Here is a 14,571-nt window from a genome sequence, read left to right on the forward strand (position 1 = left end):
CCGCCGGGGCCGGCGCCGGCCCCGGCACCGGGTCAGCGGTGCCGGGAGGCGAAGGCCGCGGTCGAGGTGTCGTCCAGGTCCACACAGCAGCCGTAGCCCCAGTAGACGTAGTAGTGCGGGGTGGCGAGCCGGCGGCGGCACTCGACGCACTGCACCTGCTGGTGCGGATTGGCGCGGATCACGGCGGTGTCCTTGAGCGCGAACACCGCCCGGGTGGCCTCGAGACCGTGTTCCTCGATCCCCTGCTTGACGAACTCGAACGCCCCGTAGACGTGGCCCGAAGGGCACTTGATCCGGTTGGAGTAGGCGGATCCGCACGCCTCGGCCCCGAGTTCCGCCGTGATCCTGGCCATCTCCTCGTCGGACACCGGCTCCAGACCGAGCTGCTTCATCCGATTGGGGGTCCAGTACCAGGCGTTCACGGCGTCGAACTGGGACCGGGTCAGATAGAAGGTCGCCGTACGGCCGCTGCGCACGGTCTCCTTGACCGCGTCCACGACAGCGGTGTCGTCGGCCGCCATCACGGCTCTGCCGCGCTTGACGACCGACTCGATCCCGGCCAGTGAGGATGTGTCCACGGTGTATCCCTCCGCGGGACGGACAGGCCCGGGTGGCCTGTGGCAGGAGGCTTCCGCAGTGATGGTCCGTCCGGCGCGGCCGCACCGCAAAGCGTGGCGGGCGTTCGGGTGGACCGGCCGAGGGCGGTGGGGCGCGCGGTGCGAGGTCCCCGTGGCGAGGGCGGCGGGGCGCGGGGGCGGGCGGCAGGCAGCCGCGCCCCGCCGCCCGGCCCGGTCCTCAGGGCCTGGTCAAGTCGACCGCAGGTCGACGATCCGCTTGATCTTGCCGAGGGATCGCTCCAGCGTCTCCGGATCGACCACCTCGACCGCTACGGACACGCCGACCCCGTGCGCCCGGCATCGACGGGAGGGACGGCACCGACGGCCCGGCCGGATCGCCCGGAGTGGACGGTGCGCCCGGGGCCGACGGCCAGGACGGCGCGACCGGTCCGGCCGGACCACCGGGACCACGAGGCGAGCCGGGCGCCACAGGGCCGCAGGGACCAGCTGGCCCGCAGGGTCCGCCCGGCAAGGACGGCACCGGCTGCCCGGCCGGGTACAGCTGGCAGCCGAAGCCCGGCGACCCGGACGCTGTCGAGCGCCGGCGGGACGGCGCCCCCTCACCGTCGCCTGAGCGGCGCGGTCTGCTGCCCATGGCACTCGATCCGCAGCGCCGCCAGTACGCCTGATCCGAGCCCCCTCCCACGCTGCTGTGGGAGGGGGCGCTTCGCCATGCTCCTGCAGACGTAGGCTCGAAGCGTGATTGAGACCATCGTGTTCGACGTCGGTGAGACTCTCACCCGTGACGACGGCTACTGGGCGTCTTGGGCGGAGTGGCTTGGCGTACCCCACCACACCATGTCCGCCCTGGTCGGTGCCGTCGTAGCCCGGGGCCTCGACAATGCGGAGGCCCTGAGACTTCTACGCCCTGGCGTTGACATCGAAGCGGAGTACGCGGCGCGTGAGGCCAGTGGCCTGGGCGAGCAGTTGGACGAGGAAGATCTCTACGGCGACGTGCGCCCGGCACTGTCCGCGCTCCGCGAACTCGGAATCCGTGTCGTCATCGCGGGGAACCAAACCTCTCGGGCCGGCGAGTTGCTGCGCGCCCTCGAGCTGCCTGCGGACCTGGTCGTCATGTCGGGGGAGCTCGGTGTAGCCAAGCCCGACCCGCGGTTCTTCGCCCGGGTGCTCGAGACGTCCGGTGCTGTGGCTCACGAGACTCTGTACGTGGGCGACCACCCGAAGAACGACGTCTACCCAGCGCGACGTGCCGGGCTGCGTACCGCTCATTTGCGGCGCGGGCCCTGGGGGTTCCTGTGGGCTGACGACCCGGATGTCGTGGCGGCTGCGGACTGGAGCATCGATTCCCTCACTGAGCTCGTCGGCATCGTGAAGGTGTAGAGCGTCAGCGGCCCTGCCCGGCATAGCCGGGCAGGGCCGTTTCGGTATACCGCGCGTCGCCGCACGGGTACCTTTCGGAGTGGACGCCCCGAATGGAGCAAGTATGCCCGCCGACACCGCACGGCAGGTAGGTCAGCGCATCGCGGCCACCCGCCAGTCCCGCCGCATGACACAGGCCGACCTCGCTCGCGCCGCCTTCGTCTCCCTCGCCATGATCAAGGCGATCGAGCGCGGAGCCCGAACCCCCAGCGACGCCACCCTCGACGCCATCGCCGGTGCCCTCGGAGTCGACTCTTCCAGACTCGTCACGGGCCACTCCGGCACGGAGCGCCGGGTGCACGCCGCGCTTCCCGAACTCTCGGCTGTCCTGGCCGCGTACGACATTCCGCTGGGTCCGCCGACACGCACGACCGCGGAGTTACGTCACGACGTCGAGCGGGCCGAGGCTTGGCGGCTGGCCGCCCAGTACAGCCGCATCGCTGAGCGCGTGCCCGCTCTGCTGGCCGACACGCTCAGGCAACTGCACACCAGCCACGCGCCGGACGCCGCGCGGCTCGTCGTCTCCGCGGCGCGCACCGCGGACGCCGTGGCGTACAAGTACGGAGCGCACGACCTCTCGGCCCGGCTCATCGATGTGATGCGCTGGGCCGCTGCCCAGGCGGAGGACGCGTTGCTGTCGAGCACGGCCGCCTACGTACGCACCGAAACCTTCTTCGCTGCCCAGGCCCACGAGGCTGGCCTCCGCGCGCTTGAGGCAGCGGTCGATGCTGCGCCCTCACCAGACGATGCCCACGGCTTCGCGGTCCGTGGTGCCCTGCACATGCGGGCCGCCGTCATCGCCGGCCGGGCAGGAGACGACAGCGCCGCGGACCTGCACCTCACAGAGGCCAAGCAGTTCGGGGACCGCGTCCAGGAAGACATCTACCAGGGCACCGCCTTCGGGCCCGACTCGGTCCGCATGCACGAAGTGTCCGTGGCCGTGAGCCTGGGCCAGGACCACGTAAGCCGAGCCCTGGAGGTTGCCCAAGACTGGAAGCCGTCGCAGGACCTGCCGGCCGAGCGCTGCTCCGGCTTCTACATCGAGCTCGCCCGGGCACAGCTTTGGTCGGGCTTGGCCGACGACGCGTTCGAGTCCCTGAAGGTCGCGCGTCACATCGCACCCCAGCACACCCGCGAGCACCCTTGGGCGAAGCACGATGCGGCAACGCTGCGTCGGCTGAAGAGGGCTGACGCCGAGTCGCTCACGAGTTTCGCCGAATGGATCGGGGCAGTCTGAGCTCGTTCGATGTCGAGGGCTACAGGGGATACAGCCTGTAGCCCTTGTGCCCCTTGCCGTCCCCCATCATCTGTCAGACCACGACGAGGTCAGGCAGATGGAGTGACGGGATGGCCCAGGAATCGCACGCACCGGCGCCGCTCGCTGAGCGCCCCGTGAGTATCGCGCGGCTCCACGGTATGGCCTGCTTCTACTGCGGCGCAGTCAGCCGCAACCTCCGTGCCGCCGGGCACATCAGCCTCCCCGGAAGAGAGAGGCGGTGGCCCATCGTCACCTGCGGGTGCGAGGCCCCGAGTTCGGGCGGTGGCACAGGCCGACCCTCGTCGTTCCCGCCTGAGACCCCGGCGACCGTCCAGCACACGGCCCCCGGGGCGCTTGCCAACGCTGCGAGGAGCGTCGACATGAAGCACGGTACCGCCCCGGCCGAGCCGTCGTCCGGGAACGACGAGAACAGACCACCTGATCTCGCCACGATGCGCGAGACCGGCCGCCTGGTCATGGCCATGGGCGAACCGGGCCCCGAGCTCGAGGACCTCACTGCCGAGATGCGCGGCTTCGTCCAGCTCCTGGTCCCTGAGATCCGCGCGCTCATCGCCGCGAAGCCCGCCGGTGACCAGCCCGCGCAGGTTGCGCAGGTCGGCGTCGACGAGGCGTGGCGCCGACTGCACACCACACCTGGCTTCGGCCCCGACGCCGCGTACCGCCGCGCCCAGAAGCTGGCCCTGTCGGTGTTCTCCCTCTGCGACCACTACGAGAACCTGCAGCCACCGGCGGCCGCGGCGTCGTGACCCCACACCCATGGCGACCGAACCGGGTTAAGGGTCGCACCCCCTGAACGCCCGCCCCGCCGGTGATCCGGAAGACGCCGGCGGGGCGGGTTTCCAAACGCCCGCTCCCGCAATCCCAACGGTGACAGGTCGAGTGCGCGGGGGCGGGTTCCACAACCGCACGAATACCAGAGAGGTACAGCTGTGGGAACCATCAGCAACGGCAAGACGACGAAGGCCTACGAGAACGAGCAGGCCCCGGGCCTGGACTGGCGCAAGGCGAGCCGCACCGACCTCGACCCGATCCTCAAGGACTGCGTCATCCTCGCCGCAGCCCCGGACGCCACGGGCCACCCGCACCCCCACGTCCCGGACGGCACCCGCATGGTCGCGCTCTCCGACGACAAGGACCCGGGCAGCCCCGTCCTCTACTTCACCCGCGCCGAGCTCCGGAAGTTCCTCGAGGGCGCGAAGGCCGGCGAGTTCGACGACCTGATGGCCACCGACGAGGAACTGCAGCAGGCCGCCGCGGTGGCGGTCTGACGATGGACGCGCAGCAGGTGAACACCGCGTTCGCGACAGTACGGCAGCGGTACGCGCGGACGCCGTGCCGGTCCTGCCGTAGCCGTGAGACGGACGCGCTGATCGCCTACGGCGAGGTGCTCGTCTCCTGCAGCAACTGCGGCACGGCCGCCAACAAGGGATCGGCGCAGGACCTCCCTGCCTCGCGGTGAAGACCGCCCCGGTCCTCAGGGCCTGGTCAAGTCGACCGCAGGTCGACGATCCGCTTGATCTTGCCGACGGATCGCTCCAGCGTCTCCGGATCGACCACCTCGACCGCGACGGACACGCCGACCCCGTCCTTGACCGCCGCCGCGATCCCCAGGGCCGCGGCCTCGCGCTGCTCCGGCGACACGCCCTCGCGGGCCTCGGCCCGGACGGTGAGCGCGTCCATCCGGCCCTCCCGCGTCAGGCGCAGCTGGAAGTGCGGGGCCACGCCGGGCGTGCGGAGCACGATCTCCTCGATCTGGGTCGGGAAGAGGTTCACCCCACGCAGGATGATCATGTCGTCGCTGCGTCCGGTGACCTTCTCCATCCGCCGGAACACCCGTGCCGTCCCCGGCAGCAGCCGCGTCAGATCCCGCGTCCGGTACCGGATCACGGGCATGGCCTCCTTGGTGAGCGAGGTGAAGACCAGCTCGCCCTCCTCGCCGTCCGGAAGCACCTCGCCCGTGAAGGGGTCCACGACCTCCGGATAGAAGTGGTCCTCCCAGATGTGCAGACCGTCCTTGGTCTCCACGCACTCCTGGGCCACGCCCGGCCCCATCACCTCCGACAGCCCGTAGATGTCGACCGCGTCGATCGCGAAACGTTCCTCGATCTCCCGCCGCATCTCCTCGGTCCACGGCTCCGCGCCGAATATCCCCACCTTCAGCGAGGTGGAGCGCGGATCGACGCCCTGCCGCTCGAACTCGTCCAGCAGCGTCAGCATGTACGAGGGGGTCACCATGATGATCTCGGGCCGGAAGTCCTGGATCAGCTGCACCTGCCGGGCCGTCATCCCGCCCGAGGCCGGGATCACCGTGCAGCCGAGCCGCTCCGCGCCGTAGTGCGCGCCGAGCCCGCCCGTGAACAGGCCGTACCCGTACGCCACATGGACCTTGTGCCCCGGCCTGCCGCCGGCCGCGCGGATGGAGCGGGCCACCACGTCCGCCCAGGTGTCCAGGTCCCGGTCGGTGTACCCGACCACCGTGGGCCGACCCGTCGTGCCGCTGGAGGCGTGGATGCGGCGCACCCGCGACTGCTCCACGGCGAACATCCCGAACGGGTAGTTGTCGCGCAGGTCCGCCTTGGTGGTGAAGGGGAAGCGGGCCAGGTCCGCCAGGGAGCGACAGTCCTCGGGCCGCAGCCCGGCCTTGTCGAACGACTCCCGGTAGAAGCCGACGTTGTCGTACGCGTGGCGCAGGGCCGTCCCCAGCCGCTCGAGCTGCAGGGCCCGCAGCTCGTCACGGCCGAGGCGCTCACCGGCGTCCAGCAGGTCCGCAGGCTCCGTCGGTTCCGTCAGGTCCGTCCGATCCGTCATACGGATGACTCCCCTGTCACTCGCAAACCGGGCGACCGATCATTCGGTCGAGGTGTCCGGGATCAGTAATCCAGCACCCGGGCCGGGCGTCAAGACACGGGTACGGCCCGGTCGGCTCCGTCGGGCGTGCGGCGCACCGCGGGCCGCACGATCCGTTGGCGCGATCGCCGCAGCCCGGAGAGGATCACCGTATGCCGACCTTCAGTGCCCACGACGGCACGGCGCTCGCCTACCACGCCGAGGGCGAGGGCGAGCCGCTGGTGTGTCTGCCCGGCGGCCCGATGCGTGCCTCGGCGTACCTCGGCGACCTCGGCGGACTGACGGCCCACCGCGGGCTCGTACGGCTCGATCTGCGCGGCACCGGCGACTCCGCGGTCCCCGGCGACGACGCGACGTACCGCTGCGACCGGCTCGCCGCCGACGTCGAGGCGCTCCGCGAGCACCTCGGACTCGACCGCGCCGACGTCCTCGCCCACTCGGCGGGCGGCAACCTCGCCCTGCTGTACGCGGCGGCGCACCCCGGGCGGGTGCGCTCCCTGACCCTCGTCACCCCCGGCACCCGCGCCCTCGGAATCGAGGCCACCGCGGAGGACTGGCGCGGCGCTGTCGCGCTGCGCCGGGGCGAACCCTGGTACGGGGCGGGCCGCTCGGCATGGGAGGCGTTCCTCGGCGGAGCCGAGCTCGACGACCTCTGGCCCGACATCGTGCCCTTCATGTACGGCCGTTGGGACGCCGCCGCCCGGGAGCACGCCGCTGACGACGCGCACCAGACGAACCCGCACGCGCGCGGTTGCTACTACGCCGAAGGCGCGTTCGACCCGGGCGCCACGCGGAAGGCGCTCGCCGCACTGGAGGCGCCGGTCCTCGTGCTCGCCGGCGAGTACGACGGCGCTCCCACACCCGCCCGGGCGGGTGAGATCGCCGCGCTCTTCCCGCACGGCACGGCAGCCGTGCAGTCCGGCGCCGGCCACTATCCGTGGCTCGACGACCCCGGTGCCTTCCGCCGTACGGTCGCCGCCTTCCTGGAGGCGGACGGACGACCCCCGTGAAGCTCTGCTGTCGGCCCGCTTAAGAAGATCTCGATGGACTGAACGCCCGAGGCTCGGCAGATTGGTGCGCATCACCGCCGGCCGGGTCGTCATGCCTGGTCAACCCCTCGCCACGCCTGGAGCCGCACTCATGAAGGCACTCGTCAAGCAGCACGCCGAGCCCGGGCTGTGGCTCATGGACGTCCCCGAGCCCGAGTACGGTCCCGGAGACGTGCTGATCAAGGTCCTGCGCACCGGCATCTGCGGGACCGATCTCCACATCCGCTCCTGGGACGGCTGGGCGCAGCAGACGATCTCCACGCCGCTCGTGGCCGGCCACGAGTTCGTCGGAGAGGTCGCCGCCGTCGGCACGGACGTCGAGGACGTGGCCGTAGGCGACCTGGTCAGCGGTGAGGGCCATCTGGTCTGCGGGAAGTGCCGCAACTGCCTGGCCGGCCGTCGCCATCTGTGCCGCAGCACGGTCGGGCTCGGCGTCGGCCGCGACGGTGCGTTCGCCGAGTACGTCTCCCTGCCCGCTTCGAACGTCTGGGTCCACCGCACCCACGTGGACCTCGACGTCGCCGCGATCTTCGACCCGTTCGGCAACGCGGTGCACACCGCGCTGTCGTTCCCGCTCGTCGGCGAGGACGTCCTGATCACCGGCGCGGGCCCGATCGGCGTCATGGCGGCGGCCGTCGCCCGCCACGCGGGCGCCCGCAACGTCGTGATCACCGATGTGAGCGAGCCCCGCCTCGAACTGGCCCGCAAGGTGGGCGCCACGCTGGCCGTCAACGTCGCCGAGACCGGCATCGCCGAGGCGCAGCGCTCGCTGGGCCTGAAGGAGGGCTTCGACATCGGCCTGGAGATGTCCGGCCGTCCCGAGGCCGTCCGCGACATGATCGACAACATGACGCACGGCGGCCGGATCGCGATGCTGGGACTGCCCGCGCAGGACTTCTCCGTCGACTGGTCGAAGATCGTCACCTCGATGATCACGATCAAGGGCATCTACGGCCGTGAGATGTTCGAGACCTGGTACGCGATGACGGTCCTGCTGGAGGGCGGGCTCGACCTCAGCCCCGTGATCACCGGCAGTTACGGCTACCAGGACTTCGAGGCCGCCTTCGACGAGGCCGCCACCGCCCGCAGCGGCAAGATCATCCTCGACTGGACCGCCTGATCCCCGGCCCGGCGCCCGCGCCGGGCCGTGCGGCGTCCTCCGCCACTCGCCCGCAGCCACATCCCAAGGGAGCACCCCGCATGTACGCCTCCGTGCGCGACGACCTCCGCGCCACCCTCGACGAGATCCGCGCCGCCGGCCTCCACAAGCCCGAGCGGGTCATCGGCACCCCCCAGTCGGCCTCGGTGGCCGTCACCGCCGGGGGTGCCCCCGGCGAGGTGCTGAACTTCTGCGCCAACAACTACCTCGGACTCGCAGACCACCCCGAGGTCGTCGCCGCCGGCAAGGAAGCACTCGACCGCTGGGGCTACGGCATGGCCTCCGTCCGCTTCATCTGCGGCACCCAGGAGGTCCACAAGGAGCTCGAGCGGCGCCTGTCCGCGTTCCTCGGCCAGGAGGACACGATCCTCTACTCCTCCTGCTTCGACGCCAACGGCGGTGTCTTCGAGACCCTCCTCGGCCCGGAGGACGCCGTCATCTCCGACGCCCTCAACCACGCCAGCATCATCGACGGCATCCGCCTGTCGAAGGCCGCCCGCTTCCGCTACGCCAACCGCGACATGGCCGAGCTGGAGGCCCGCCTCAAGGAGGCGGCCGACGGCGGAGCCCGCCGCAAGCTGATCGTCACCGACGGCGTGTTCTCCATGGACGGCTACGTCGCGCCGCTGGACGAGATCTGCGACCTGGCCGACCGGTACGACGCGATGGTCATGGTCGACGACTCGCACGCCGTCGGCTTCGTCGGCCCCGGCGGCCGCGGCACCCCCGAGCTGCACGGCGTCATGGACCGCGTCGACATCATCACCGGCACCCTCGGCAAGGCCCTCGGCGGAGCCTCCGGAGGCTACGTCGCGGCCCGCGCCGAGATCGTCGAGCTGCTGCGCCAGCGGTCCCGCCCGTACCTGTTCTCCAACTCCCTCGCCCCGGTGATCGCCGCCGCGTCCCTCAAGGTCCTCGACCTGCTGGAGTCCGCCGGCGACCTGCGCGGGAAGCTCGCCGCCAACACCGCGCTCTTCCGCCGCCGGATGGCCGAGGAGGGCTTCGAGATCCTGCCGGGCGACCACGCGATCGCCCCCGTCATGATCGGCGACGCGGCCGAGGCCGGGCGCATGGCCGAGCTGCTGCTGGAGCGCGGCGTCTACGTGATCGGCTTCTCGTACCCGGTGGTCCCCATGGGCCAGGCCCGCATCCGGGTGCAGCTCTCCGCCGCGCACTCGACCGAGGACGTGGAACGGGCCGTGGGGGCGTTCGTCGACGCCCGGGCGACAATGGCGGGGTGATCGACCCTCGCAGGCTCCGCATTCTGCGCGCCGTGGCGGACCACCGTACGGTGACCGCCGCGGCCGCGGCGCTGTATCTGACCCCGTCGGCCGTCTCCCAGCAGCTCGCCGCGCTGGAGCAGGAGACCGGCCACACCCTGCTCATCCGCAGCGGCCGGGGCGTGACGCTGACTGCGGCCGGCGAGATCCTGCTCGGCCACGCCCACGCCGTGCTCTCCCAGCTGGAACGGGCGGAGGCGGAGCTCGCGGCGTACGCGGGCGGGGCGGCCGGCGAGGTCACCGTCGCCTCCTTCGCCACCGGGATCGCGGAGGTCCTGGCCCCGGCCATCGGACGGCTCGCCCAGGACCACCCCGGGATCCGGGTGCGCGTCCGCGACGCCGAGGGCGACGAGAGCCTGCCCATGGTCCTGGACGGGGAGGCCGATCTCGCCCTGGCCGTGGAGTACCGGGGTGCCCCGCGTGAGGACGACCGCCGCCTCGCGCGGGTCCCGCTCTACGCGGAGCCCTTCGACGCCGTGCTGCACTGCGGCCACCCGCTCGCGGATCGCGGCCAGGTGGAGCTCGCCGCCCTCGCGGACGGCGACTGGATCGGCCAATACCCCGGCAACCCCTGCCATGACGTGATGCTCCTGGCCTGCGAACTCGCCGGGTTCCAGCCGCGCCTCACCCACTCGTCCGACGACTTCCGGGCCGTGGTGGCCCTGGCCGGCGCGGGCGCCGGAGTGGCCCTCGTACCCCGCTCGGCCCTGCGCGGCATGGAGCTGAAGGACACCGTGGTCCTTCCCGTCGCCGGCCCGGCCGCCACCCGGCGCGTCTTCGCGGCGGTCCGGCGCGGAGCCGAGAGCCATCCGCTGCTCAGCCCGGTCCTGGAGGCCCTGGCGCGCGCGGCGGCGGGTCTCTCCACGGGCTGAGCACCCCACCGGGCCGGCCGGGGCGGTGTCACCCCCGCCGCTCCGTCGCCTGCGGCCGGTACAGGAACGGCGTCGTCGTGCCCAGCGCGGTGAATCCCAGCCGCTCCAGGATCGGCCGGCTCGACGGCAGTGCGTCCACCTGGAGGAAGCGGTGGCCCCGCTCGGCCGCGATGCGTGCGCGGAAGGCCACCGACGCGCGGTACAGACCCCGGCCGCGCCACTCCGGCACGGTGCCACCGCTCCACAGTCCCGCGAAGTCCCGGCCCGGGGCCGACTCCAGCCGCGAGGAGCCCACCGGCTCCCCCTCCGCGGTCGCCACCACGGCCACCACCGTCCGCCGCTCCGAAACCAGCTGCTCCAGCAGGTGCTCCCGCAGCCAGGAGCCGTCCGCGCCGAACGCCCGCTCGTAACCGCGCACCGCGAGCTCCACCCCGGCCGTGTCCGTCACCTCGCGGAGCGTCACCCCCGAGGGGAGCTCCACCTCGAGGTCCCGGAGGGCGCCGACCGGGGCGGCCATCAGCGTCTCCGCGGGCTCCCGTACGAACCCGGCGGCGAGCAGCCGGTCCGCCAGGTCGGCCGGCCGGTCGTGTCCGTACAGCTTCCACTCGAATTCCCGCCCGAGGGAGGCGAAGTGGTGCACCTGCTCCGCGACGGCCGCGTCCGCCGTCGCCCCGTCCAGGTCCGACCAGAGGACCCCGTTCCATCCGCCGTCGTGCCCGGCGGTCTGCCGGACGACCCCGCCCACGTGCTCGACCCGTGCACCCGGCCCGTCCGCCACCGCGCCCCGCCGCATCTGCCGGTCGTACAGCGCGAGTACCGCCTCATCGTGATCCATCCGGCCAGTCCAGCACCGGGGCGGGGCGGCGGCAACGGAGTTTCACCGGGACCGGAGGGCGGTGGCCGCCGCCCGGGGCCGGGTTCAGGCGCCCTGCACCAGCCGGTCCACCGCCGCCGTGCCCGAGGCGTACGGCAGCGCGTGGGCCGGGTCCGCGTGGGCGTGCATGGGCATGGGGCCGGGATGCCGGCCGGCCGGCACGAGGGCCTGGCCGGACAGCGGGGCCTGGCCGGACGTGTGGGGCGTCCCGTACAGCGTCCGTTCCAGCCCCGCCACCAGTCGCTGGACGTCCGGCTGCGGCCGCACCACCAGCCGCAGGTACCTGCTGGAGCTGCCGATCTTGTTGCCGCACTCCCGCACCAGTACCCCGTGCTCCTCCAGCAGCCGGTCCCGCAGCAGCGCGCCGTCCGCCCCCTCCGGGAGCCGCACGTACACGAAGTTGCCCTGCGACGGGTACACGGTGAGCCCGGGCAGCCGGCTCAGCTGCCAGATCATCTCCTGGCGGTCGCGCTGCACCAGCCGCAGACTGTGCGCGTACTCCAGCCGGTGCTCCTTCAGCATGAACACCACGGTCTCCGCGAAGGAGTTGAGGTTCCACTTGGGCAGGGCGGCCCGCACCCGGCCGGCGAGGCCCGGATTGGCGACGAGATAGCCGAAGCGCACCCCGTGGAGCCCGAAGTTCTTGCCCAGGCTCCTCAGCACGATCGTGTTGGGCCGCAGCACCGCGTCGCCGACGACACTGGCGTCCGACTCGGCGTCGGCGAACTCCAGGAAGGACTCGTCCACGACGACCAGGTCCAGGTCCTGGAGCTGGTCGAGCAGGGCGAGGACGGCGTGCCGTGGCAGCAGACCGCCGTCCGGGTTGTTCGGATTGCAGATGACGGCGGTGCGGGAGCCGCGCGAGCGGACGAAGTCGACGAACGACGCCGGATCGAGCACGAAACCGTGGGACTCCGGCAGCGGGAACATGTCCACGCGCTTGCCCGTCTCCATCGGCTGGTCCGTCCAGCGGCCGAAGGTCGGCACCGGCACCGCCAGCGACTCGCGCACCAGCAGGTGGTCGATCCAGGTGATCAGTTCGGTGGAGCCGTTGCCCATGGCCACGGTCTGCGGATTGAGCCCCAGCACCGAACACAGCTCCGCGGTGATGGTGTCCGCGCTGCTGGGGTAGTAGGTGAGGATCTCCCGCAGCCGGTCACCCAGTTCCTCGAACATCTCGGGTGTCGGGAAGTACGGGTTGCAGGGGATGCAGAAGTCGGTGATCGGCTGCTGGTCACCGGTCGCCCGGCTCAGGGCGGCGTACGACGGGCTGTGCGCTGTGGACGTGCGGAAGAGCTCGGTGACGTTGCTGCCGGCTTCTGCCATGGGGGTCCTCCGGAGGTGGCTCGCTGCTCCCTGCCGGGGAATACGTACGGGCGCGCGACCGTGCTCAACGCGAGTGGCCGACGAGGTGCCCGGGGACGGGTGGGACGGGCGCAGCCCCCTGACCGCGGGCGGTTCGCCCCCGCCGGGCCTGCGGGGCACCCGGCGAGGGCTCACTGCGTCCCGGTGTCGCCGGCCGCCGCGGCGACCGCCCGTGCCCAGCGGTAGTCCGCCTTGCCGCTCGGAGAGCGCTGGATGGCCGGGGCGAGGACCAGTTGCCGCGGGATCTTGTATCCCGCCAGCCGGCTGCGGCAGTGCGCCTGGACGGACCCCAGGTCCAGCGCGGGCGCCCCCTCCCGCAGTTGTACGACCGCGGCCACGTGGTTGCCCCACTTGGCGTCGGGAACCCCGGCCACCAGTGCGTCGTAGATGTCCGGATGGGCCTTCAGCGCCTGCTCGACCTCCTCCGGATAGACCTTCTCCCCGCCGGTGTTGATGCACTGGGAGCCCCGTCCCAGCACGGTGACCACGCCCTCCTCGTCCACCGTGGCCATGTCGCCGAGCAGCACCCAGCGCTCGCCGCCCCGGCCGAAGAAGGTCTCGGCGGTCTTGTCCGGGTCGTTGTAGTAGCCGAGCGGCACGTGGCCGCGCTGGGCGATCCGGCCCGGCTCGCCCACCGCGACCGGCTCGCGGGTGACCGGATCGACCACCCGCGTACGGTGGTTGACCCGCAGCCGGAACCCGTTCTCCGGACCCGAGTCCTCCGTGGCCGTGCCGTTGAAGCCGGACTCCGACGAGCCGAAGTTGTCCAGGAGCATCACATGCGGTGCCAGCGCCTTGAACTGCTCCCGCACCGTCTCGGACATGATCGCGCCGGAGGACGACACACTGAACAGCGACGAGAGGTCCGTGCCCTTCAGCGGGCCGTTCAGGGCGTCGACCAGCGGCCGCAGCATCGCGTCGCCCACCAGCGACACCGACGTCACCCGCTCCCGCTCGATCGTGCGCAGCACCTCCTCCGGTACGTACTTGCGGTGCAGCACCACGCGCTGGCCGAAGCCGAAGCCGATGAACGAGGTGAGCGTCGACGTGCCGTGCATCAGCGGGGGGGTGGGGAAGAAGGTGATGCCGTCGCCGCCCGCCGCGACGCGCTCCGCCAGTTCCTCGGGCCGCTCCACCGGCTCACCGGTCGGCGCCCCACCGCCGAGCCCGGCGAAGAAGAGGTCCTCCTGGCGCCACATCACACCCTTGGGCATCCCCGTCGTGCCGCCCGTGTAGATGATGAACTGGTCGTCCGCAGAGCGCGCCCCGAAGCCGCGCTCCGGCGAGCCGGTCGCCTCGGCGTCCGTGAACACGGTGCAGTCCAGGACCGGCGCGTCCGGCTCCGGTGCGCCGACGCGCACGAGGTGCCGCAGCTTCTCCGTCCGCGGCAGCGCGGCCGCCACCCGCCCGGTGAACTCGGCGTCGAAGACGAGGGCCGCGAGATCGGCGTCGCGGTAGAGGTAGACGAGTTCCTCCTCGACGTAGCGGTAGTTCACGTTGACGGGGACGACCCGTGCCTTGAGGCAGCCGAGGACCGTCTGCAGGTACTCGACGCCGTTGTAGAGGTGCAGCCCGAGGTGTTCCCCGGGCTTCAGTCCCGCGTCGGCCAGGTGGTGGGCGATCCGGTTCGCCGCCGCGTCGAGCTGAGCGTAGGTGAGGCGGCGTTCCGCCCCCGTCCCGGGGAGGTCGAGGTAGAGGAGCGCCTCGCGGTCCGGCACCACGTCGACGACCGACTCGAACAGGTCGGCAAGGTTGTACTCCACCGTTCCTCCTGACCCCGGCCCGTACGGCGCAACCGCCTCGGAGCGGTCATTAGAGCGCCGCCGCCCACAACTGGGAAGGGTTACCG

General features: G+C 71.9%; 13 protein-coding genes and 1 pseudogene. 9 read left to right on the forward strand and 5 right to left on the reverse strand.

What is annotated here, in order from left to right; translation table 11 throughout:
• Window positions 1-32: 32 nt before the first annotated feature.
• On the reverse strand, window positions 33-578 hold the full coding sequence (locus O7595_RS31480) for a hypothetical protein (protein ID WP_269731973.1): 546 nt from the start codon (window positions 576-578) through the stop codon (window positions 33-35).
• Window positions 579-1,319: 741 nt separating this feature from the next.
• On the opposite strand from O7595_RS31480, the gene O7595_RS31485 reads away from it, so the two are divergent.
• From O7595_RS31485 to O7595_RS31505, 5 genes are all read left to right on the forward strand, one after another.
• The gene (locus O7595_RS31485; protein ID WP_443071874.1) at window positions 1,320-1,958 is read left to right on the forward strand and encodes an HAD family hydrolase; all 639 of its coding nucleotides are present in this window, start codon (window positions 1,320-1,322) and stop codon (window positions 1,956-1,958) included.
• A gap of 103 nt (window positions 1,959-2,061) precedes the next feature.
• Window positions 2,062-3,234, forward strand: coding sequence for a helix-turn-helix domain-containing protein (locus O7595_RS31490; protein WP_269731975.1), 1,173 nt, complete (start codon window positions 2,062-2,064; stop codon window positions 3,232-3,234).
• 401 nt (window positions 3,235-3,635) lie between these two features.
• Window positions 3,636-4,022 (forward strand): DUF6415 family natural product biosynthesis protein, encoded by a 387-nt coding sequence (locus O7595_RS31495; RefSeq protein ID WP_269731976.1) that lies wholly within the window; start codon window positions 3,636-3,638, stop codon window positions 4,020-4,022.
• Window positions 4,023-4,205: 183 nt separating this feature from the next.
• Window positions 4,206-4,544, forward strand: coding sequence for a DUF397 domain-containing protein (locus O7595_RS31500; RefSeq protein ID WP_269731977.1), 339 nt, complete (start codon window positions 4,206-4,208; stop codon window positions 4,542-4,544).
• 2 nt (window positions 4,545-4,546) lie between these two features.
• Window positions 4,547-4,735: a hypothetical protein gene (locus O7595_RS31505; protein WP_269731978.1), complete on the forward strand. Its 189-nt coding sequence runs from the start codon at window positions 4,547-4,549 to the stop codon at window positions 4,733-4,735.
• A gap of 26 nt (window positions 4,736-4,761) precedes the next feature.
• On the opposite strand, the gene paaK is transcribed toward O7595_RS31505, so the two are convergent.
• On the reverse strand, window positions 4,762-6,084 hold the full coding sequence (paaK, locus tag O7595_RS31510) for a phenylacetate--CoA ligase PaaK (RefSeq protein WP_269731979.1): 1,323 nt from the start codon (window positions 6,082-6,084) through the stop codon (window positions 4,762-4,764).
• A gap of 191 nt (window positions 6,085-6,275) precedes the next feature.
• Here paaK and O7595_RS31515 point away from each other — a divergent pair.
• The 4 genes and pseudogenes from O7595_RS31515 to O7595_RS31530 all read left to right on the forward strand — a co-directional run.
• A pseudogene (locus O7595_RS31515) lies at window positions 6,276-7,112 on the forward strand (alpha/beta fold hydrolase); the annotation flags it as partial.
• 151 nt (window positions 7,113-7,263) lie between these two features.
• Window positions 7,264-8,292: an L-threonine 3-dehydrogenase gene (gene tdh, locus O7595_RS31520; protein WP_269731981.1), complete on the forward strand. Its 1,029-nt coding sequence runs from the start codon at window positions 7,264-7,266 to the stop codon at window positions 8,290-8,292.
• 80 nt (window positions 8,293-8,372) lie between these two features.
• On the forward strand, window positions 8,373-9,572 hold the full coding sequence (locus O7595_RS31525; protein WP_269731982.1) for a glycine C-acetyltransferase: 1,200 nt from the start codon (window positions 8,373-8,375) through the stop codon (window positions 9,570-9,572).
• The gene (locus O7595_RS31530) at window positions 9,569-10,483 is read left to right on the forward strand and encodes a LysR family transcriptional regulator (RefSeq protein WP_269731983.1); all 915 of its coding nucleotides are present in this window, start codon (window positions 9,569-9,571) and stop codon (window positions 10,481-10,483) included. Before O7595_RS31525 ends, O7595_RS31530 begins: the two co-directional genes overlap by 4 nt.
• Window positions 10,484-10,511: 28 nt before the next feature.
• Here O7595_RS31530 and O7595_RS31535 read toward each other — a convergent pair whose 3' ends face one another.
• The 3 genes from O7595_RS31535 to O7595_RS31545 form a co-directional block, all read right to left on the reverse strand.
• Window positions 10,512-11,318: a GNAT family N-acetyltransferase gene (locus O7595_RS31535; protein WP_269731984.1), complete on the reverse strand. Its 807-nt coding sequence runs from the start codon at window positions 11,316-11,318 to the stop codon at window positions 10,512-10,514.
• A gap of 84 nt (window positions 11,319-11,402) precedes the next feature.
• On the reverse strand, window positions 11,403-12,683 hold the full coding sequence (locus tag O7595_RS31540) for a pyridoxal phosphate-dependent aminotransferase (RefSeq protein ID WP_443071777.1): 1,281 nt from the start codon (window positions 12,681-12,683) through the stop codon (window positions 11,403-11,405).
• 170 nt (window positions 12,684-12,853) lie between these two features.
• Window positions 12,854-14,485, reverse strand: a complete 1,632-nt coding sequence (locus O7595_RS31545) for an acyl-CoA synthetase (protein ID WP_269731985.1) — start codon at window positions 14,483-14,485, stop codon at window positions 12,854-12,856.
• Window positions 14,486-14,571: the final 86 nt, after the last annotated feature.

Origin of the sequence: Streptomyces sp. WMMC940 (genome assembly GCF_027460265.1) — a bacterium.
Lineage (GTDB): Bacteria > Actinomycetota > Actinomycetes > Streptomycetales > Streptomycetaceae > Streptomyces.